General features: G+C 45.6%; 15 protein-coding genes and 1 pseudogene. 5 read left to right on the top strand and 11 right to left on the bottom strand.

Features of this window, described 5'->3' with window-relative positions; all coding sequences use genetic code 11:
• Nucleotides 1-85 precede the first annotated feature (85 nt).
• The gene (locus ABMY42_RS20165; protein ID WP_005452374.1) at nucleotides 86-1,648 is read left to right on the top strand and encodes a PAS domain-containing methyl-accepting chemotaxis protein; all 1,563 of its coding nucleotides are present in this window, start codon (nucleotides 86-88) and stop codon (nucleotides 1,646-1,648) included.
• Nucleotides 1,649-1,764: 116 nt separating this feature from the next.
• On the opposite strand, the gene tkt is transcribed toward ABMY42_RS20165, so the two are convergent.
• Entirely contained in the window at nucleotides 1,765-3,756 is a 1,992-nt protein-coding gene (tkt, locus tag ABMY42_RS20170) for a transketolase (RefSeq protein WP_005425860.1), read from the bottom strand.
• 125 nt (nucleotides 3,757-3,881) lie between these two features.
• A complete protein-coding gene (tal, locus tag ABMY42_RS20175; protein WP_005425862.1) occupies nucleotides 3,882-4,832 on the bottom strand; it encodes a transaldolase in 951 nt (316 codons plus the stop codon).
• A gap of 465 nt (nucleotides 4,833-5,297) precedes the next feature.
• Between tal and ABMY42_RS20180 the strand changes: the two genes are divergently transcribed.
• Nucleotides 5,298-6,299 carry a sugar-binding transcriptional regulator gene (locus tag ABMY42_RS20180; RefSeq protein ID WP_005452372.1) on the top strand — a complete coding sequence of 334 codons (1,002 nt, stop codon included), beginning with the start codon at nucleotides 5,298-5,300 and terminating at the stop codon, nucleotides 6,297-6,299.
• Nucleotides 6,300-6,425: 126 nt separating this feature from the next.
• Nucleotides 6,426-7,721 carry a glycoside hydrolase family 18 protein gene (locus ABMY42_RS20185; protein WP_029788558.1) on the top strand — a complete coding sequence of 432 codons (1,296 nt, stop codon included), beginning with the start codon at nucleotides 6,426-6,428 and terminating at the stop codon, nucleotides 7,719-7,721.
• Between the two features lie 41 nt (nucleotides 7,722-7,762).
• Here the strand turns inward: ABMY42_RS20185 and ABMY42_RS20190 are convergent, their stop codons facing one another.
• The 7 genes from ABMY42_RS20190 to moeA all read right to left on the bottom strand — a co-directional run bounded on the left by ABMY42_RS20190 (nucleotide 7,763) and on the right by moeA (nucleotide 16,116).
• On the bottom strand, nucleotides 7,763-10,054 hold the full coding sequence (locus ABMY42_RS20190) for an EAL domain-containing protein (protein WP_349266707.1): 2,292 nt from the start codon (nucleotides 10,052-10,054) through the stop codon (nucleotides 7,763-7,765).
• 21 nt (nucleotides 10,055-10,075) lie between these two features.
• The gene (locus ABMY42_RS20195) at nucleotides 10,076-10,906 is read right to left on the bottom strand and encodes a sulfurtransferase (protein WP_349266708.1); all 831 of its coding nucleotides are present in this window, start codon (nucleotides 10,904-10,906) and stop codon (nucleotides 10,076-10,078) included.
• A gap of 54 nt (nucleotides 10,907-10,960) precedes the next feature.
• Nucleotides 10,961-11,260 (bottom strand): hypothetical protein, encoded by a 300-nt coding sequence (locus ABMY42_RS20200; RefSeq protein WP_017818646.1) that lies wholly within the window; start codon nucleotides 11,258-11,260, stop codon nucleotides 10,961-10,963.
• A 123-nt stretch (nucleotides 11,261-11,383) separates the two neighbouring features.
• Nucleotides 11,384-11,830: a hypothetical protein gene (locus tag ABMY42_RS20205; RefSeq protein WP_274877180.1), complete on the bottom strand. Its 447-nt coding sequence runs from the start codon at nucleotides 11,828-11,830 to the stop codon at nucleotides 11,384-11,386.
• Between the two features lie 12 nt (nucleotides 11,831-11,842).
• The gene (locus ABMY42_RS20210; protein WP_050907587.1) at nucleotides 11,843-13,948 is read right to left on the bottom strand and encodes an LruC domain-containing protein; all 2,106 of its coding nucleotides are present in this window, start codon (nucleotides 13,946-13,948) and stop codon (nucleotides 11,843-11,845) included.
• Between the two features lie 173 nt (nucleotides 13,949-14,121).
• Entirely contained in the window at nucleotides 14,122-14,871 is a 750-nt protein-coding gene (moeB, locus tag ABMY42_RS20215) for a molybdopterin-synthase adenylyltransferase MoeB (protein ID WP_005452365.1), read from the bottom strand.
• 9 nt (nucleotides 14,872-14,880) lie between these two features.
• Nucleotides 14,881-16,116: a molybdopterin molybdotransferase MoeA gene (gene moeA, locus ABMY42_RS20220; protein WP_005452364.1), complete on the bottom strand. Its 1,236-nt coding sequence runs from the start codon at nucleotides 16,114-16,116 to the stop codon at nucleotides 14,881-14,883.
• Between the two features lie 287 nt (nucleotides 16,117-16,403).
• On the opposite strand from moeA, the gene folE reads away from it, so the two are divergent.
• A complete protein-coding gene (folE, locus tag ABMY42_RS20225; RefSeq protein ID WP_349266709.1) occupies nucleotides 16,404-17,057 on the top strand; it encodes a GTP cyclohydrolase I FolE in 654 nt (217 codons plus the stop codon).
• 279 nt (nucleotides 17,058-17,336) lie between these two features.
• A pseudogene (locus ABMY42_RS20230) lies at nucleotides 17,337-18,579 on the top strand (NRAMP family divalent metal transporter).
• A gap of 49 nt (nucleotides 18,580-18,628) precedes the next feature.
• Here the strand turns inward: ABMY42_RS20230 and ABMY42_RS20235 are convergent.
• Entirely contained in the window at nucleotides 18,629-19,576 is a 948-nt protein-coding gene (locus ABMY42_RS20235) for a TDT family transporter (RefSeq protein WP_009697295.1), read from the bottom strand.
• Nucleotides 19,577-19,836: 260 nt separating this feature from the next.
• Nucleotides 19,837-21,243 carry a H(+)/Cl(-) exchange transporter ClcA gene (clcA, locus tag ABMY42_RS20240; RefSeq protein WP_009697296.1) on the bottom strand — a complete coding sequence of 469 codons (1,407 nt, stop codon included), beginning with the start codon at nucleotides 21,241-21,243 and terminating at the stop codon, nucleotides 19,837-19,839.
• Between the last annotated feature and the right edge of the window lie 275 nt (nucleotides 21,244-21,518).

Here is a 21,518-nt window from a genome sequence, read left to right on the forward strand (position 1 = left end):
ATTTTTTCTCTAGCATTTTGTAATAAATATAACAATCGTGTATATATCCTGTCGCAATTTAATAAAAACTATAGAAGTCTCATCTATGTCAGCCTCAACTTCCAATAAAGCTCAAGAAAACCTCGTAGGAGATTCTGACGAACTGGTCTCCACCACCGATCTCAAAGGTGTTATCACTTATTGCAATGATGCGTTTTGCAGAATTGCTGAATACAGTCACGATGAACTGCTCGGACAAAACCACAATATCGTTCGCCACGGAGATATGCCCAAAGCCGCTTTTGGTGATATGTGGGCTCGCCTAAAACAAGGCAAAGCGTGGCGCGGAATTGTAAAAAACAGTACGAAGTCGGGTGGTTACTATTGGGTCGATGCTTACGTAACTCCAATTTATGAAGACCATCAAGTTGTGGGTTATCAATCGGTTCGTGTTAAGCCCAAGCGAGAGTGGGTGGATATCGCTTCTAAAGCGTACCAAGGGCTTCTAAAAGCAGAGAAATCCGGTCGAGCGTGGGCGTTGAAGTTAAATGACACCTTGCGCTATGCAATTCTTCTTGGTGCGTTAGTAGCACCAGTAACGAGCTTGGCTCTGTCACTTGAAGGTCCTCTTGCTTGGTTAACGACATTGTTACCGGCAGGTGTTTTAGCTGTTCTCTTCCGCCAGGAACTTGTTGATACGCCTCTGCAATTTAAAAGGTTACAAGCGCAGTACGACAGTGTAAGTCGTCTGGTGTATTCCGGAAATAAACCATTCTCGATTGCAGATTTCCATATCAAGATGCTCTCTGCCCGTATTCGCACCGTGTTAGGACGTATGACGGACTCAGCTCTGCCTTTACAAAGTTGCGCGGAAGAGCTTAGCAGCACGACGGCAGAAGTTTCATCAGCGCTAACTCAGCAGAACATAGACATTCGGCAAGTTCGCGATGCGACAGAGTCGATGGAAGCGTCTGCAAATTCAGTTTCATCCAGCACTAACGACGCGCATCTACTGATAGACGATACGTTGCAGTCATGTCTGATGGCGAAAGAGACCATCGACCAAACTCATACCAACTTAGCGCAACTTAGCTTACAAGCTGAGAAAGCGACGGAAACGACCTATCAATTGAGCGATCAAGCGCAAAAGGTAAGCCAATTAATGGAAGAGATTGGCGGGATTGCCGACCAAACTAATCTGCTAGCACTTAATGCTGCAATTGAAGCTGCGCGAGCGGGTGAACAAGGTCGTGGTTTTGCTGTTGTTGCTGATGAAGTAAGAGCGCTCTCAGGGCGTACTTCGAATGCGACTGAGCAAATTAAAGCATCCATTGAAACCATGCTTACAACGATTCAAGGTTGGCAGAAAGACATTATTGCCAACAAAGAACAAACGGACACTTGTTCAAATGTTGCAGAGCAAAGTGCATTGCGATTATCTGAAGTCGAGCAGATGATGCAAACCATGAGTGGTTTGATGGTGAATGTCGCGGACTCTGCTAATAAGCAGTTGCAGCTTTCTAGCGACGTAAATCAGCACATTCATTCTATTGCTTCGACAGCAGAGCAGAACTTAGCGGCAACACATTCTGTAGAGCAAAACAGTAAGCAGTTGAAAGAGCAAGTCCAAGATTTCTATCGACTAGCCATTCAGTTTGAAGAGAAGTGATTCCAACCAGTTAGCTGAATCGTTGTTGAAAAATGATTAGATAAAATAAAGCCCCGCCGAAGCGGGGCTTTTCAGTTTTCAAATTCGCAATAGAGAAAACTGATAATACTAAGCGATTAAGCTAGCAGTTCTTTTGCTGTGTTCACTACGTTTTCTACAGTGAAACCAAACATTTCGAACAGTTGGTCAGCCGGTGCAGATTCACCGAATGTTGTCATACCGATGATACGACCGTCGAAACCAACGTACTTGTACCAGAAGTCTGCAATGCCCGCTTCTACAGCGATACGTGCAGTTACGTCAGATGGCAGTACTGATTCACGGTAAGCTGCGTCTTGCTTGTCGAATGCATCTGTTGATGGCATTGAAACAACGCGCACTTTCTTACCTTCAGCGGTTAGTTGCTCAGCCGCTTTCACTGCTAGTTCAACTTCAGAACCAGTTGCAATTAGGATTAGCTCAGGCTTGCCATCACTGTCTTTCAGGATGTAAGCACCTTTCGCGATGTCCGCTACTTGCTCAGCCGTACGCTCTTGTTGTGCAAGGTTTTGACGAGAGAAGATAAGTGCAGATGGTGCATCTTTACGTTCAATCGCCAGTTTCCATGCTACTGCAGACTCAACTTGGTCACATGGACGCCATGTGCTCATGTTTGGAGTCAGACGTAGAGACGCGATTTGCTCAACTGGTTGGTGAGTTGGACCATCTTCGCCAAGACCGATAGAGTCGTGCGTGTAAACTTGGATGTTCTGAACTTTCATCAGAGCAGCCATACGCATAGCGTTACGAGCGTATTCCATGAACATTAGGAATGTTGCACCGTAAGGAACAAAACCGCCGTGTAGTGCGATACCGTTCATGATCGCTGTCATACCGAATTCACGTACACCGTAGTGGATGTAGTTACCAGAGAAGTCGTTCGCTTCTAGAGACTTAGAACCAGACCACATAGTTAGGTTAGAAGGCGCTAGGTCAGCAGAGCCGCCCATGAATTCTGGAAGCATTTGACCAAACGCTTCTAGTGCGTTTTGAGATGCTTTACGTGATGCGATGTTCGCAGGGTTTGCTTGAAGGTCTGCAATGATTTGGTTTGCTTTTGCTTCCCATTCAGCCGGTAGATCACCGTTTACGCGGCGTTTGAATTCAGCTGCCAGCTCAGGGTACGCTGCTTCATAAGCTGCAAATTTCTCGTCCCACGCTGCTTCCTTAGCTGCGCCTGCTTCTTTCGCTGACCATTCTGCGTAGACTTCCTGCGGAATTTCAAAAGGACCGTGCTCCCAACCTAGTTCTTTACGTGTCGCTGCAATTTCTTCAGCACCTAGTGGTGCACCGTGACAGTCGTGTGAACCAGATTTGTTTGGTGAACCAAAACCGATGATAGTTTTAGTACAGATAAGTGTAGGGCGTGGATCTGCTTTTGCCGCTTCGATTGCTGCGTTGATCGCTTCAGAGTCGTGACCATCTACAGCAGGGATTACGTGCCAGCCGTAAGATTCAAAACGCTTAGGCGTGTCGTCAGAGAACCAACCTTCAACGTGACCGTCGATAGAGATGCCGTTGTCATCCCAGAATGCGATCAGTTTGCCAAGACCTAGCGTACCAGCAAGAGAACAAGCCTCGTGCGAGATACCTTCCATCAGACAGCCGTCGCCCATAAACACGTAAGTGAAGTGGTCAACGATGTCGTGGCCTTCTTTGTTGAACTGAGCCGCTAGTGCTTTCTCAGCCATTGCCATACCAACAGCGTTAGTGATGCCTTGACCTAGAGGACCCGTTGTAGTCTCGATACCAGGTGCGTAGCCGTACTCTGGGTGACCAGGAGTCTTAGAGTGAAGCTGACGGAAGTTCTTAAGATCGTCGATAGATAGCTCGTAGCCTGCAAGGTGCAGTAGAGAATAGATAAGCATAGAGCCGTGACCGTTAGACAGTACGAAACGGTCACGGTCAGCCCACTCTGGGTTTGATGGGTTGTGGTTTAGGTGAGAGCGCCAAAGAACTTCAGCGATGTCAGCCATACCCATAGGTGCGCCTGGGTGGCCAGAGTTAGCTTGTTGAACACCGTCCATGCTTAGTGCACGGATTGCATTTGCAAGGTATTTACGATCCATAGTAGTTACTTCTCGATATTTGATTTAAATAGAGGGAACTCGTCGGAACAAGTTCAAATAGAATTTTTTGAATAAAGCGCTGATGCTAAAAGCGAGTAGGCTGGCTACTCGCTTTTGGTAAGCAATTAAAGCTTAGCTGCGATCATGTCTTCTAGTTTGCCTTGGTCAACCGCGAAGTTACGGATACCTTCAGCTACTTTCTCAACAGCCATTGCGTCTAGGTTGTGCTCCCATAGGAACTCAGCGTGAGACATTGGAGCTGGACGCTCTTTAGAACCTTTAGAATCAACTAGCTTCTCTACAACTTCGCCTTCAGCAGCTTCTAGCTCAGCAAGAAGAGCAGGAGCGATAGTTAGACGGTCACAGCCAGCAAGTTCTAGGATCTCGCCGATGTTACGGAAGCTTGCGCCCATAACAACCGTGTTGTAACCGTAGTCTTTGTAGTAGTTGTAGATGTCTGTTACTGAGATTACACCTGGATCTTCTGAAGCTTCGAAGTCACGACCTTCTTTCGCTTTGTACCAGTCCATGATGCGACCAACGAATGGCGAGATTAGGAATACACCTGCTTCAGCACATGCACGAGCTTGTGCGAAAGAGAATAGAAGCGTTAGGTTACAGTTGATGCCTTCTTTTTCAAGGATCTCTGCAGCGCGAATACCTTCCCAAGTAGAAGCCAGTTTGATTAGGATACGGTCGTTAGTGATGCCTGCGTCGTTGTACATTTTTACAAGTTGACGCGCTTTAGCAACACTGCCTTCTGTGTCGTAAGAAAGACGAGCATCTACTTCTGTAGAGATACGACCAGGAATAGTTTTTAGGATCTCTTTACCGATGTTTACTGCAAGCATGTCACAAGTGTCTTGTACTTGTTGTGCTTTGTCGTTGCTTTGTGCTTTTGCGTATTCGATAGAAGCGTCGATTAGAGGTGCGTACTCTTCGATTTGAGCCGCTTTTAGGATAAGAGATGGGTTCGTTGTTGCATCTTCAGGTTGGTACTTTTTGATTGCGTCAATTTCACCAGTGTCCGCTACTACAGTTGTTAGTTTACGAAGTTGCTCTAACTTGTTGCTCATAATCGATCATCCTATATAAATGGGCTTAAGTGTGGTTTTGAGTACCACAGCTTGTGCATTTGCAAGCGTGTCGGCTAATCGTCTCATCATAATTAACGAGACATCTGCTCAGCCAACTACGGAAAATTTCGGTACCGAACATTTGCTTTGAACATTTGATCGGTAGCTGAGTAAATGATGAATCCATATTTATCCTATCCATGCTGAAAGTCAATCGTCGAAACCGACTTTAAGTGAAGTTCATCAACGTTTTTTTGCTGTGTGTTCAGAGCGTGACCCAAATAAACGTTTGCCCTTATTGTTCAAGGCTTGAGCAGCAGTGAGATTAATAAAAAGACATAGTGAGAAAATGTCATTGCAGTGAGCAAATGTCGCAGTAAAATTGGTAGGTAACATATGCTAAGTCAATGAGCAGATGCTCACTAATGCATACAATGTCGATCCTCTAAAAGGGCGAGAAAAATCATGAGCAGTTCTAACCAAGATATTTCTATTGAAAGTACAGACTTGTTGACGGAGATCTCCGTTGCTTATTATCAAGATGGTGCGACACAAGAAGAGATATCGAAAAAATTTTCCATATCACGTGCCAAAGTTGGGCGAATGCTGAAACAGGCTCGTGACGAAGGCATTGTTGAGATTACCGTAAAATATCACCCTGTGTTCAGTGCCAAGATAGAGCAGCGCCTCATCGAACGCTTTGGTGTGAAGCGAGCGCTGGTTGCTTTAGATCAACCTAATGAAGAAGCGCAACGCCTGCAAGTTTCTGGTTTAGTTTCTAATTACCTGACGAGTACCCTTAAGAACGGCATGGTGGTGACGGTAGGACAAGGGCGTAACGTATCTTCTGTGGCGCACCACATTGGTGTTATTACGCCGCGCGATTGTAAATTTGTGTGCGGTATCGGCGGGATTCACCCTCGTGGCGGTATGTTCAACGCCGACCATATATGTCGACAATTTGCCAAGAAATACGGCGGCACATCGGAAACCCTATACGCGCCTGCCTATGCTGAAAACCGCGAGCAAAAGGTCGCCTTTATGCAAAATGCCACGGTTAAGCAAACCCTGGATTTGGCGCGCAAAGCGGATGTCGCCCTCGTTGGTATCGGTGATATGAGTGAAAACAGCTACATGGTTGACCTTGGTTGGTTCACTCCAGATGAAGTGGTTCAATCTCGCTTGATGCAAGGTGTCGTAGGGGACTTTGCCGGTTATGACTTCTTTGACATTCACGGCAACGTAGCAAATACGGTGATGAGTGACCGTGTCATAGGCTTGGGTATTGAAGAATTTAGACCTATTGCAGAAGTGATTGCGATTGCAGCTGAAAACAGTAAGCCATTGGCGCTACTTGGAGCGTTAAGAACCGGAGCCATTGATGTGATTGCAACCAGCGTAAGTAACGCACTGACGGTTCTTAACTTGGATGAGCAGATGCACGGCAACAGTGCATCAGAGGTTTAGCACAAATAATATGCAAACTATGTAATCAGGTGATGAGGATTTATAAATGACTCGCAACCTGATTTCGTTTCCAAGTTAAAAATAATCCTCAGGAGTAATTTGTAGTTAATTACTCTGGAGGAAACGATGAAAAAGACACTTCTCGCAGCTGCTTTATTTACGGGGTTAACGGGCATAGCGCACGCCGAGCAAAAAGTCGTCGCAGGCTATTTTGCTGACTGGCAGTATGCAAACGCAGACAACCCTTATACGGTTAAAGATATTCCGGCTGATAACCTGACTCATATTATCTATGCGTTTTTGAGCATGTGTGGTCCTCACACTGGTGCCTCAGAAACCGTACAAAAACTGGTCGCAAAACAGTGTGAAGGTAAAGAGCCGTATACCGCGATTCTGGTTGATACCGAGGCGGCACTTGAAAAAGACTTTGGTCCGGTCTCTGTCGGCGTTCCATATAAAGGGCACTTCGCTCAATTAGCCGAACTTAAGAAGCAACACCCTGAACTGAAAATTCTCCCTTCTTTTGGCGGTTGGACCATGTCTGAACCTTTCCACGCGATGGCAAAAAACCAGCAAGCGATGGATCAGTTCTCTAAAACAGCAGTCGAGCTGATTGCTCAATACGATTTCTTTGATGGTATTGACTTGGATTGGGAGTATCCAGGGGGGGGCGGCTTGACTACGTCTCCTTGGAACCCAGATACCAAACTGACGGATGAGCAAAAAGCACAAGAGCGTGACGCCTTCACTTACCTAGTTAAGACTATGCGTGGTGATTTAGACGCGTTAGCGAAAAAGACCAAGCGCGAGTACGAGCTTTCAACAGCAGTGGGTGTTGGTCCAAAAGCCGCGGGCATTGATTGGAAAGCGGCGCAGCCCTACTTAACCAATATGTTTGCCATGACGTATGACTTCCTTGGTGGTTGGGGACAACAAACAGGGCACACAACAAACTTGCATGCCACTGACCGCAGTTGGTGGGGCATGGGCGCTGACGTGTTCATTAATCAAATGATTGAGCTGGGTATTCCTAGTGAGAAGTTGGTGATTGGTGCCGCGTTTTATGGTCGCGGTTGGCAAGGAACCAAAGATTTCTCCGGTGGTTTACCAACTCAAGATTTATTGTCAGAGAAAGGCGCGCAGTTTGGTACTGGTGAGAATGGCTACTTCATGTTTTGGGACCTTATGAAGAACTACAGCGCAAAACAAGGTTACGAATATAAGTACGATGAACAATCTCAAGCCCCTTATTTATGGAACCCTGAGAAAAAAGTGTTCATTTCATTCGAAGATCAACGCTCTATCAAAGCCAAAGCTGATTGGGCAAAGCAAACGAATCTTGGTGGCATCTTTACGTGGGAGCTATCAGGTGATCCGAAAGGCGAGCTTGTTGAAGTGATGTATAAGGAAATGCAGAATTAATCTGTAAAACGTCACATTATTGTTTGTTCTTAAAGCCGTCGTTATTCTGCGACGGCTTTTTCATTTTGGTTTTGCTCAGAGAATTCGATTAATTGTTTGAAAGGTAATGGCTTAGAGTAGAAATATCCTTGAATCAAGTCACAGCCACACGCGGCTAACTGATCACGTTGCTGACGAGTTTCTACGCCTTCCGCGAGAACTTTCATGCCAAAGTTCTTACCAATCGCAATGATGTTTTGCACCATGTTAAGTGCTTTTTCATCATCTTCGATATTATCAATAAAGCTCTTGTCAATTTTGACTTCATCAATCGGAAGTGCTCTTAGCATCGAGAGGGAAGAGTACCCGGTACCGAAATCGTCGAGAGATATTTTAAAACCGAGCGCATGCAAGCGCTCACAAATAGGTGCGAACTTATCGAGGTCTTCAATGAATAAGTTCTCAGTGATTTCAAGCGTGATGCGGTGTTGATCGACTTTGTATTTGTCTATTAACGCCACTAAGTCGTCAATGAAGTTTATTTGAATAAACTGTTTTACCGAGATATTAATCGACATCTGAATTGGCTGCGCTGCCATTTCCGTAAGGCGAGCCATGTCGATCAAGCTTTTCTCGATAATCAACTCCCCCAATCTCACCATCAGACCTGAACTTTCCGCTACTGGGATAAACTCATTGGGTGGGACGAACCCAAGCTCTTCATCTTGCCAACGCACCAAGGCTTCAACACCATAAATTTTGCCATTAACGTTCAATTGCGGTTGATAAACTAAGAATAGATTTTGTCGTTCTATCGCTAGCCTTAAACGTTGTTCCATCTTCATCTTGTGAAGGTGTTTTGCCTGCATTTGTTGGTCAAAAATACTGTATGCATTGCGCTCTTTTTTTGCTTGATACATAGCGATATCTGCAGAACGAAGCAAGGCATCTAAGTTTTGACCGTGAGAAGGGTAAAGAGCAATACCGACGCTGCAACTCAACAGAAATTGGTTTTCTTGAACTAAGTAGGGTTCGGATAGGTAATTGATCAGCTCTTTTGCCAACGCTCTCACCGTACCTTCGTCGGTTTGGTTAACAAGCAGTATAAACTCGTCACTTGCTTCTCGAACGATCAGACGACCATCACAACCAAAGGTCTTTAAGCGTTGTGCGATCAGCTTCAATACCTCATCCCCAAATTCGTGACCATGGGTGTCATTCACGGATTTAAAGTTATCGATGTCGATAAACATCAGGCTAAATGGCGTGGCTGAGCCATTCACCCAGTGTCCAATATGTGCGCGCAGATATTCTCGATTTGGGAGTAGCGTGAGGTGGTCATGATGCGCTTGATATAAGAGTTTTCGTCGGGTACCCAATTCATTATTCGCAATGGAACGAACCAGCGCATAGAACCCACCTTGAATAAATAGGAACACGAGCGAGTATAGTGCGAACTGATCGAAAAAACCGCTCTGGATATACCGAAGATCCGTCGAAGACGATGCCCAAAGTTTATAATCTGGTAGGTATTTCAATGTGACCAGTTGATTAATTCTTGTGTCATCAGCAACAATGTTTACTGCGCTTGCAAGTGTTCTGACTGTATCTCGGCTCCATCCATACTTGTTTTCGATCTGTTCGAAAACGATAGCCTTGGTATGCCCGTCAGCAGGATGGCTGTAACTGTTGAGGTTTGCTTGTTCAGCCGAAGTAAAGGTTAGATAACCATCTTCACGATTTAATGACACTCGATTGTGTTCATTTGCGTGAACGTCGCTTCGAAAAACCAAAGAGGAGTTCATGTTGAAACCCGCCGTCATCACCGCGAGAACCTTACCATTTTTATCTCGAATAGCTTTTCGGATGGGGATAACAAGAGAGTCGAGCGCAGGCATAAAGTAAGTTCTACCAACCACCATGTGATCAGACTGTAGTGCGGCTTCAAACGTTCCTCTTGTTTGAGGATCTTGCTTCAAGTTACGCAGTTTTTGTAGATCCAGATTCGAGCTTATCGCTAAATAATCGCCTTGTGGGTTTGTAAGACCAAATGCGGCGATCGCTGGGTGGATATCCATCAGCTCATCCAGAAGAGGTCGCATTTGCAATGAGGCGGTTCGAGTAAAGTCGTTCTGTTCAATCAATTGGTGACCGACAACTTCCAGTAAGGTTTCCTGTCCTTTAAACAGTGACTGTACAGATGAAGCAAACAGCTCTAATTGCAAGAGCTGCTTGTCTTTGTATTTATCGAGTATGGATTGGTAATGATAATGACCAAACAGAGAGAACAAACCGACACTGATGGTAAAAAGTGTCAGATATAGCGTCCAAATGTTCTTCTTTAAGCCGATCATATCGTATTACTGCTCCTGATATTAATGCTCGATTGGTAGGGTTTCATCGGCACCCCACTCAGTCCAAGAGCCGTCATAGACTGATAAATTCTGCAGACCAATTTGATAGGCGGCGAGCGACAAAATGCACGCGGTCACACCGGAACCACAGCTAAAAATGATTGAACTATCACTGTCTAATGTTAATCGGCTAAATATCTGTTGCAACTCGGAATTTGGCTTAATGTGACCGTCCGTTAAGAGTTCTTGAAACGGCAAGCAAACTGAATTAGGAATGTGTCCACTGCGTAACCCTTCTCTTGGCTCAGGAACTTCACCTAGGAAGCGGGCTTTAGCTCTAGCATCGACAATATTTGCACTGCAGTTATTAGAATGGGTTAACACGGTATGCGCGCTTAAGAATGCATCTGGGTTTAGTTTACCTGTGAAGTTGCCAATCTCTGTTGGTTGAGACAAGGTATCGACAATAGGTAATCCTGCTTCAACCCAAGCCGGAAGCCCCCCATTTAGAATGCATACGTTGTGATGACCCATCGCTCTGAACATCCACCAAGCTCTTGGTGCGGCAAGAGTGCCGGAATTGTCATACACCACAATCACATCTTCGTTATTTAACCCAAGTTGTTGAGCACTGCTATTAAAGCCTTGCTCTGTTGGCATCATGTGAGGCAGGTTGGAGTTAGGTAGGCAAAAGTCGTTGTCGTAGTCAAAGCGCAAAGTGTTAGGTATCCATTTATCTTTGATCTTTTTGCCTTCTGATGGGATCTGAAAAGCAATGCTGGCGTCTAGGAGTTTGACATTGGGTTGGCTGATGAGCTCTTTGAGTTCATCTGTTGTGATCAGTGCTTGCATCGTCTTTAGTTTCCTCACAGTAGTATGGAATGTTTTGGCGTGAACAGCTTAAGCTCATTCGCAGTTTATAAACGTGAGCGGTTGCTCGAAGAGAGAATCAGTCGCTTGGCTAAATGTGACGATGGCACCTTCTGAACACTGAACATTTGTGGGTACTGCGACTCGTTTGAGCCCCAAAACGTCGGATTCTACTGTTAAGTAACGTCTTTGACCGTCCAGTGATTGCGTTAAGGTGTTCGATATTACTTCCGCTGTAATTAACTGTTTTTCTTCTGAGGACGTTAGCCATAGAGCCAAACACAACAGAGCAATGGCACTAACAAAAGCCAAGATGTAGGTTTTGGGGTTGTCCAACGTATTTTTCCCGCCGCATTAATAATCTTACTGTTTTACAACAAAAAAATCGCATGTTCAAAAGAACGATGCGATTTTTAAGTGTGAGTTGTTTTCTATCTTCACGTTTTCAGCTTGTTTTGGCTAAAGAATCCAATTGCTATCACCTGAAGAAATCACTTTTTGTATTGGGTCCGAGCCATCATAAAACCAGATTTCTACTAGAAGATTCCCTTGGCTGTCTGAGACGTTGAAGTCAAAGTTTGCGGTTCCGTTATTCAGAGGTACAGAGGCCACTTTGCTCGGGTATTTTGCGTCGTATTTTCCAGAACCACTCTCTTTGAAATCTTTGTAAACGCTTAGGTGTGCACGCTGTGAAGAGAAACCGCTGATATCCACATTTAATGAGCCTTGTACTACAGGGTTGTAGTTAAAGCCATCGGGCACTTCAAGATCTTGCATTGTAGGATCTTCCTCTGGCACTGCAGTCTGTGTCGGTGGAGGGGGCGCACTCGTACCGCCTCCACCACCACCGCCGCCGCCACATGCTGTTAAAGCTAATCCCATGATGATTGTAATTAAAGTTCTCATAATGTTCTCTCCCTATGGAATGTAGCACTTGTTTGGTGTTGGAGCGGTATGCCAATCTGTACCTAGCTCGCCAGCAGATTCAGCCCATGTTTTGAACTGAGGATAAGCCTCAACCATATCGATACGTTCGAGTGGCCAATCCCAATCCTCAACGATTAATAGTGCCCAAGGTAGGTTGTTGGCAGTTTTAAAGTACACACCTTGTGAAGGGTTACTTGCGTCCACACCAACACCGAAGAGGTTTTGGTCATCAAATTGCTCTGTTGGCGCTTGGTCGGCTAAGTGAACTTCCCACTTACGTCCTGGTTGGAAAGTAATGCCGTCACCATGGTAAGTTCCTGGAGTCGCGAAGATGAACGGGTCGTAAGGCATCGCTTGTATGGATGAACGGTCAGAGCCTTCAGTAAAGTAGACGTTTAGAGTAAAGGTGAGAGACACGCTGTCGTCGCACCCAGCTTCTGTTCTAAAGAAGTTACAACCGCTCGAGGCATGTTGGCTCAAGTCTTCACTAATGATGAATATTGCTTCGTCAGAAATGCTTTCTAGCCCGTTGGACGCCTGCTCAATGCCATTAAAAGAGAGTGTTGTGAGACCATTTTCAATCGCGCTTCTCGAGATGCCCGGTAAGCGGATGGCGAACCCATTTTTGTAGTCTGCACCGTACGCAGCCAAGTCACCAGTGATTTGGATGTTCTCTACATGACCATCTAAGCTGGTTTCCGTGATTTGGAAGGTCACGACAACGTCATTCATGTCGTAGTCTGCTGTGTAGGGCCAGTTATCTTCATAAGCAACGGTGGCGAAGCTTTCTGCACTTGGGAAGTATTCAACAGAATACCCATTTCCCGTGATCGCAATAGGGTAATCTTCGACCTCACCAGATGTCGAACCACCGTCGTAATTCAACCCAGTTTGTTGGCTGAAGCGGAATCGACTCCAACTCGAACCTTCTGTTGCCGCAGTAGAAACAACGAATGGCAGTGGATTATTTCCGGCTGAAAGCAGTTCATCGGTAAAGACCTGTTCGCCTTCATCATCAAAGTCACCATCGCGGTTCCAGTCAAACCACGCAGACAGATAACCAGAAGTGGAGGCGGTGACATTCACAATGGAGCTTAAGCCAGGATCAAGCGCGGATACAAAACCAACACCATCCTCATCTGCTGTGCCCACGGAGTTATCATTTGCTTGACCGTCAGCGTCACCATCTGGGGGGACAGAACCAAGCCAAGTTACGTCGTCGACTTCGTGACGAGGTCCGTTAGAAGCTAGAGTTGTACTGTAACTATCGGGTGCATCGCCGAAATCGATAGGATCGTCTTCATCAATAACAGGTGCATTTGCACAACGTGCACCATCATTCTGACTTGAGCTTGGTCCGTTTGAGACAAACTCAACTGCCGGAACAATCCCTGCTGAAATGTTAGCGGCGTTTTCTGAAGACAAGTTGATACGATAGATCTTACCGTCTTGGTTACGTGATACATAATAGTTGCCGTTTACATCGAAATAACCAGCGCCGAATGTGCCTGTCTCGCCAGTATCACCGATTGCAGTTGCATTGCCATTTGATGGATTGAACTGGTATAGGACACCAGAGTTGTTGTCGATACCATAAAGAGAACCGTCACCGGGATGGAACGCAAAGTCGGTAAGGTTGACAGTCGCCGTCGAGTTAATCTTTACGATGTTTAATGTTGCGTTTGGATCCGAGTCTAGTGGGGAGAGGTCAATGGAGAATAGACCTTTCCCTTTACGGTACAAATAGTAAACGTGATTGTAGACGTCACCCACAAAAAAGGTGTGATCGGTAGGTAGACCGGAAACGTTCAGTGTTTCTGCTTGAAAGTCTTTCCCTAATCGAACTATCTTTTTGTTCGTAGTGTCGTAGCCATAAATGTAACGGTCAGTGAAGTCAAAGCCCACGCCGTTAATACCCGAAGCTAAACCCGTGTCGTCCTCTAAAAGAGTAGTAGAGCCTGTAACCAAATTGACGCCATAGATTTGAACTGGGGTTGATTGAAATAGGTATGCTTTGCTTGGGCAGGTGTCGAACGGCGTGGCTTGAGCATACGCACTTGCCATTAAAGTCCCAAGTAACAGTGATGTCCTTTTCATAATTCGCCCTCTCATTGGTTCGTGATATATGCAATGAAAGGAATGTGCCATATTTTAAGGTTATGATTTTTAATGAATTATGATTATTAAATAGGCAGGTTTTAATTCTGATTGTCAAAATGAAAAAAAGCCCAACATTGAGTTGGGCTTTTTGGGAATGATTGAGTAAAGAGCTAACTACAAACCGGACAGGTTGGCATTTTCATCAGATTCATTTCTCGCCAAGACATGCTTAGCGCATCCAAAATAAGGATTTTTCCTTTCTTTGGCTGCCCGTAGTTAGCAATCACCTTGATGGCTTCCATTGCTTGGACTGCACCGACAATACCGACGACAGGTGCCATTACACCGGCTTCAACACAGCTTAACGCGCCACTGCCGAAGAGGGCGCTTAAGCACTGGTAACATGGTTGAGTAGGATCATCGTAAGTGAATACGCTTACTTGCCCTTCCATGCGAATAGCGGCACCCGAAACCAATGGTGTTTTTGTTTCAAAACACAAGCGGTTGAGTTGGTTGCGTGTATCTACGTTATCTGATGCATCTACAACGATAGTGTGTTGTTCGATGAGTTCTTTGAGCTCAGTATCACCAAGGCGTTTTGCAATGGTGTCCACGGCAATATGCGGGTTTAGCTCCCTTAGTGCCTCAGCCGCTGACTCGACCTTCTTACGACCAATATCTGCATCGTGGTGCAGCACTTGACGCTGTAGGTTAGATAGCTCAACGATATCATCATCAATCAATGTGATTTTACCTACACCGGCAGTCGCTAAGTATTGGCTTGAGGCGCAGCCTAAACCGCCAGCACCAAGCATCAATACCGATGCTTGCTTAAGTGCTTCTTGCCCATCAAAGTCAAATTGACGAAGAATGATTTGGCGGTTGTAACGCAACATTTCCTGATCGGAAAGAATATCCACAACGACTTCCTAGTAAAGGGTTGAGTTGAATAGTTGAATCTGAACCGTTTCGCCTACTTCGACACGGCCGCGTTCACGCTCCAATACAACAAAACAGTTCGCTAGGCTCATTGAACGGAATGCACCAGAGCTTTGGTTACCTGTTGTTTCAACCACAAACTTGCCATCTTCTAAGGTATAGATGCCACGTTGATAATCGGTACGCCCCGGTGCTTTCTTAAATGCTGTTTTGGTTGTCGCTGGAATAGACTCCGGAGCCTTCCACTCTGTATGTCCTGCGAGTTTTGCCAACATCGGTTGAACAAGCACGTACATGGTTAGCACCGCAGAAACAGGGTTGCCCGGCAAACCACAGAACCAAGCAGTACTTAGCTTACCAAAGGCGAAAGGCTTACCTGGCTTGATTGCCAGCTTCCAGAAACCGATCTCACCAAGTTCTTCAAGAATGTCTTTTGTGTAATCCGCTTCGCCAACGCTGACGCCACCAGAGGTAACAACGACATCAGCCAACGTTTGTGCTTTTTCAAAGGTCGCTTTGAGTGTTTCTGGGCAGTCGGGGATGATGCCTAAATCGACGGCTTCACAACCAAAGTTTTCAATCAACGGTTTGATCCCGTAACGGTTGCTGTCGTAGATTTGACCTTCTTCTAGCGATTCACCCAGTGGTTTTAGCTCATCACCAGTAGAGAAAAACGCCACTTTTGGTTTACGAACGACGGTCACATGGCTGACGCCAAGAGACGCAATCATTGGAATATCACGCGGCGTTAAACGAGCACCTTGCGCAAGTACAATGTCGCCTTGCTTGATGTCGTCACCTGTTGGGCGGATGTTGTTTTGTGGCTTCACGTCCGTTTGGTTGAACTGAACACCTGCATCCGTTACTTCGGTGTTCTCTTGCATGATAACGGCGTCACAACCCTCAGGGATTTTTGCGCCAGTCATAATGCGAACACAGGTACCTTGAGGCCATTCACCTTCAAAAGGTTGCCCTGCGAATGATTTGCCCGCCAAAGGCAGTACCGAAGACGACTCAAGATCTTGAATGCGAATTGCGTAACCGTCCATTGCTGAGTTATCGAATGGTGGCACATGGATAGGAGACAAGATGTCTTCTGCCAGTACAAAGCCAAGAGCATCAGCAAGTGGAAGAGAAAGAGTGGTTTGGATAGGTTTGATTCGCGATAGCATTTTATCCATCGCTTCTTCAATTGGCATCAAGCCAGGTGCGTCGCAGCAGCCCATTGAGAAAATCCTGTGTTCTTTTGTTTTGTGGCAACTTTACCATAAAAAGGGGACTGAGTAAGAATGTCCACCTATAAAATATGGGTGTAATTATTCAAAAATCCGAGTATCCTTGTCAGCCATCCGAAAGGGGTAAAAAACCTGCGGAGCTCAAGAAAATCAGCTCAGTACCTTCATTTGATGTGACTTGGTGGAAAGACACGAACTGAGCAACTCAAAGCGAAAAGTATGAATGCAATTTTGGTTGGATTTGTACAATCGGCTGAAGTAACAAAAGAGGAAGTGGAATGTCAGGTCTTAGCGAGTCAGCGAAGTTAGTAAAAGAAGCGCTAGAGCAACGTGGTTTGGAAACGCCAATGCGCCCAAACAATGTAAGCCGTGAAGAGAAGAAAGAGAAGATCGAACACCACATGCGTGAGATCTTAAGTTTGCTTCAACTTGACCTTACTGACGATAGTCTAGAGGAAACGCCGCATCGTATCGCTAAGATGTACGTGGACGAAATCTTCTCCGGTCTAGATTACGCCAATTTCCCGAAAATCACTGTGATTGAAAACAAGATGAATGTAAGTGAGATGGTTCGCGTGAAAGACATCACAGTGACCAGTACTTGTGAACACCACCTTGTTACGATCGATGGCAAAGCTGCCGTTGCTTACATCCCACGTGGCAAAATCATTGGTCTGTCTAAGATCAACCGTATTGCCCGCTTCTTTGCACAGCGCCCTCAAGTTCAAGAGCGTATGACACAGCAAATTCTTGTAGCACTTCAGACGTTGCTAGGTTCAGATGATGTGGCGGTGACTATTGATGCAACGCACTACTGCGTGAAATCTCGTGGTGTTATGGATGCAACCAGCGAAACAACGACGACAGCATTGGGTGGTATTTTCAAAAGCAACCCAGCGACACGTGCCGAGTTTCTCCACGGTTTACGCTAGGTAGGTAATCAAGCAAGTTTCTAAGAGGATGGTAAATGCCATCCTTTTTTTTATCTATCTGAAAGTCATAGATAAGATGGATTTGAGACGACAAAAATCATTTATCGAACTTCGTGTTGACAGTTGTTTGAGTTGCCCTTAATATCCGCGCCCAGCAAACGGTTGCGAGGGTTTTCTCTCTTATTTGATTTGCTTATCTGATTCTTCAAGTTCAGCTGATCTCGGTCAGTTGTCTTTCTTTTTTCTAATAATAGAAAGGCAACAATATTGAGACTTGGCATGACCACACAAACTACCGTTCACTCTTCTATTCCGACTTCTGCACAAGCCTCGGAAAATAGCTGGCAAAAGAAAGCTATTCTTAGTGTCGCATTCCTAATGGCGACTACCTCTGTTGGTCCTGGCTTTTTAACTCAGACAGCAGTCTTCACCAATATCTACAAAATCGACATGGCGTTTCCAGTCTTTGCATCCATGTTCATTACTTTCGGTATCGTGATGAACTTATGGCGCATTGTGGGTGTATCTGGCATGCGTATTCAAGACATTGCCAATAAAGTAGCTCCGGGCATGGGCTACGTGGTGGGTATTCTCCTTGCTCTTGGTGCGGTAGCGTTCAACTTTGGCAACGTGAGTGGAGCTGCACTTGGCATCAATGTTGCTAACAGGGGTTGATACTACCTGGGGGGCTTTGTTTACCGGGGTTGTGGGATGCCTGCTGTTTGTGGTCCACAATGCATCTAAACGTATGGATCAGATGGCGCGCTATCTTGGTCTGTTTATGATCATTCTGATTGCTTACGTTGCAATGACCAGTTTGCCACCAATGGGTGAAACCTTGAGCGCAGCGGTGATGCCGACAGATATTGGTAGCTTACTGCTCCCAACACTGACCATTGTGGGTGGTGCCGTCGGTGGTTACTATACGGGCGCACAACGCTTGGTTGATATCGGCTTACAAGGAAAAGACAAGGTTCCGGCGATAAAAACCGCGGCTTGGGCGGGCATTTCTATTGCAGTGGTGATTCGTATTCTGCTGTTCTTAGCCGTATTTGGTGTGATTGCGACAGGCGCAACGTTGGATTCTGCAAACCCAGCTGCTGATGCCTTCCGTCAAGGTGCTGGTGAAGTGGGTTACTTCATTTTTGGCTTGGTATTATTTGTCGCGTCGATTACCTCGGTTGTGGGGAACTCGTACATGGCCATCTCCCTGATCAAAACTCTATTCCCAATCGTGGCTCGTAACGAGAAAGTGTGGTGCGTTGGCTTTATCATTATCACATCACTTGGCACAGTGACCATGAACATGCCGATTCTACTTCTTATGCTTGCGGGTTTGGTTAACAGCATTATTTTGCCAATTGTACTAGGCATGATGTTGGTAGCGACACGCAGAAAAGATATTGTGGCTGACTACAAGCATCCGGTCTATTTAACCTTTACGGGTATTGCGATTGTGGTGGTAATGGCGGCATCAAGTATGACCAACATCAGCAATTTTGTGTCGAAGTTCATCGGGTAACGTTGCTCGTTGAAGACAAAAGAAAACGGCCTCACAATGAGACCGTTTTTTATGTTTGTTTCGATGGTGTCCTAACAAGCTCTGGCCAGTACATTTTGACATAACCAGCAGACACCCAAACCACGAGCACGGTTGCGATGCTTAGTTCTAGAAATCCAAAATCGTGTAACCAATGCCAATGTGGGTGAGATTCCGCGAAGAATGTGGTGAGACGATGCATTGCAATCGCACTGATCACGGAAGGAAAGGTGACCGCTGCGATAGATGGTTGAAACTTCAAACGCATCAAACGGAAATAACACAGATAAATTAACAAGGTCATCGTAATGGCGATGCCTGCCAGTGCGCCCGTCAGGATCGGATCTGGTTGCGCAAAGTTGACTAGGTACGCAGCCAGAGAAAGATTCACAGGCGCAGCCATGATCGCGAGTGTTGGTCGTGCTCGACGCGGCAGAGAGCCAAAGAATACCAAGCGATACAACACCAAAGGCAACATGAAGAAGTAAATGCCGATACACATCATCGCCAAAGTTTCAGAAAACACGTTGTGTCCAAACTGAGAGCCAGCAAGAGAAGAGCTGATCAAGCCCACAGGGTAAAGAAACCAGCTTGGCACGATGTTCGACATCTTGAAGTTCATGATCTGAAAACCAAAGAACAGCACCATCATCGTGAAGTGCAGTAACACCGCCATAAACCACAGCGGGTAGGCAATGATTGGTGTTACCACGGCAAGATAGTCACACAACATGAGTAACGCCATGCTCATTGGCGCCATTAAACTACCGCTCAGTGGGTGCTTGATGTCCGCCATAAACAGTCGAGGGCTGGTGGCGTATTTAAGTAGAACCGGGGTAAGAAGAAGAGCTCCGAGTGCAGCAAGAAATGGTCTTATTGGTTCTCCAATCTGTGGAATGTACAAAGCCCAAGCTTGTCCAAGCCCTATCATGCCTAGTGCTAACGCCGCTTGTGACGGAGGAACACTATAAAACTGCACAAGTCTTTTCCAGTTCAAAACGACTCCAGAAATGGGTTAATTGCTCTAATTTGAGGCGCAAATACTAACAAGTTTAACGTCTTCTTACCTTTCATTATGATAGGTAAATTCCAGAGAATGGGAATTTTGTGAGTTTGGTAGGAGATTTATGTAGAGACTTGCAAAAAAGTAGAATTACTGGCTCCAAAAGAATCTTAATGGTGAAAGATAATTTGGAGCCGGTATACCCAAGTACGTTGAAGTCCCTTGGGTATATTAGGTTAAGCTTGGTTTTCAGGCAGGTCTTGTTGACGTAGCTTGTCATTCTTAAGCGTACGATGTAACAACTGGCTGTAAATTGGTTGTCCACCAAGTAATTGTGCCACTATTACTGCGCCTAAGCTGGTAATAATAAGTGGTAGGATCAGGTAGTAGTTATTGGTCATCTCGATAACCAGTAAGATACCTGTGATTGGCGCACGTACTGTTGCGGCAAATAGAGCCCCCATGCCTGCAATTGCGAAGACACCTGGTTCGATAGTCAATGAAGGTAACAGCATGTCTGCACTTGCTCCAAATGCATAGCCAAACAATGTGCCCAAAGCCAGCATTGGAGCGAAGATACCACCAGGTGCCCCAGAACCAAAACAAAGTAGGGTAGTGATCACACGACCAACGAACAGCATAACTAAAATAGAAATTGAGTAGTTGCCGTTGGTAATGTCTGGAATCAAACCAATACCGCCTCCGGTTAGCTGAGGAACATAAAGCAGTAGCAAGCCAAACACACCGCCCAAAATAGTACCTGTGATCAAGTAACGTTTACGGTCGTTTTTATGTAGGGCAACAAAGCTGTCTTGCGCGATGGTGATTAGCTTATTGAAAATCACACCAAATACGCCAAACAAAGAACCGAGTAGCAAGAACAACCATAATGATTGTAATTCCGGTGATTGGTATTGCGGCATGGTGATTACCGCTTCTTGACCGTTAATCGCGCGAAACACAATGTTTGCCATGATCGCCGAAATGATCACTGCTCGAATAGAAATTAAAGAGTAGCGAAATTGAGGACGCATTTCCTCAACAACAAACATGATGCCTGCTAACGGTGCATTAAACGCCGCGGCTAAACCACCGGCTGCACCGGATGCTAATAGAGAGTGGCGAGTATCATCGTCTTTAATACGAAATATATCGGTAACCATGCGACCAACCGCGCCACCCATTTGTACAGTTGGACCTTCACGACCTAAAACCATACCTGAGCCAAGTGCACCCATACCGCCAAAGAACTTCACCGGGATGACACGCCACCAACGTACCGGGCGAATATTGTCCATTGCACCTTCTATCTCAGGAATGCCGGAGCCAGAGGCTTCTGGTGCGAAACGGTGCACAAGGTAGTAACCGATGAATGCTAATGCACCACTGATTAAGATTGCGGCCAGCCACAAAGGCAGCACGCTACCGATTTCGCTTTTTAACCACTCAGTACGGGTTTCAGAAACAAAGTGAACAGCAATCTCAAAGTAAGTGCCGACAAGACCTGCTAGCGTACCAACGATGGCCGCCATAAAGAGGACGGAAAATGAAGTTGGCGTTGACCCTCGAGAGACAAACTGGTTAATCGCATCTTTAGGTACGTGCGCTAACACAGATTTCACAATTCTCTCGCGTTTGGTCATTAACAGATTCTCCTGACTACAGATTGGAAGGGACGGAAGAAATTATACGCTCAGGAGAGTCTAGACCTAATCAATAAAGATGCAATTTAGCTTTCCACTATTGAGCGGTTCAAGTGTCGATTGTCTAAATATTGATAAACTTTGTGCTATTGATCCCATATATGGCACTATTTTTTTATCGGCAAAACTTGTTTTCTGAGCAAAATGAACCATGCTTTAAGTGTAAAGCAACATGACTGCTTCAGAAGGAGGGATGTGAGGTTTTACGCACAATT

This window comes from Vibrio sp. SSH13-20, from assembly GCF_040104475.1.
GTDB classification, from domain to species: Bacteria; Pseudomonadota; Gammaproteobacteria; order Enterobacterales; family Vibrionaceae; genus Vibrio; species Vibrio harveyi.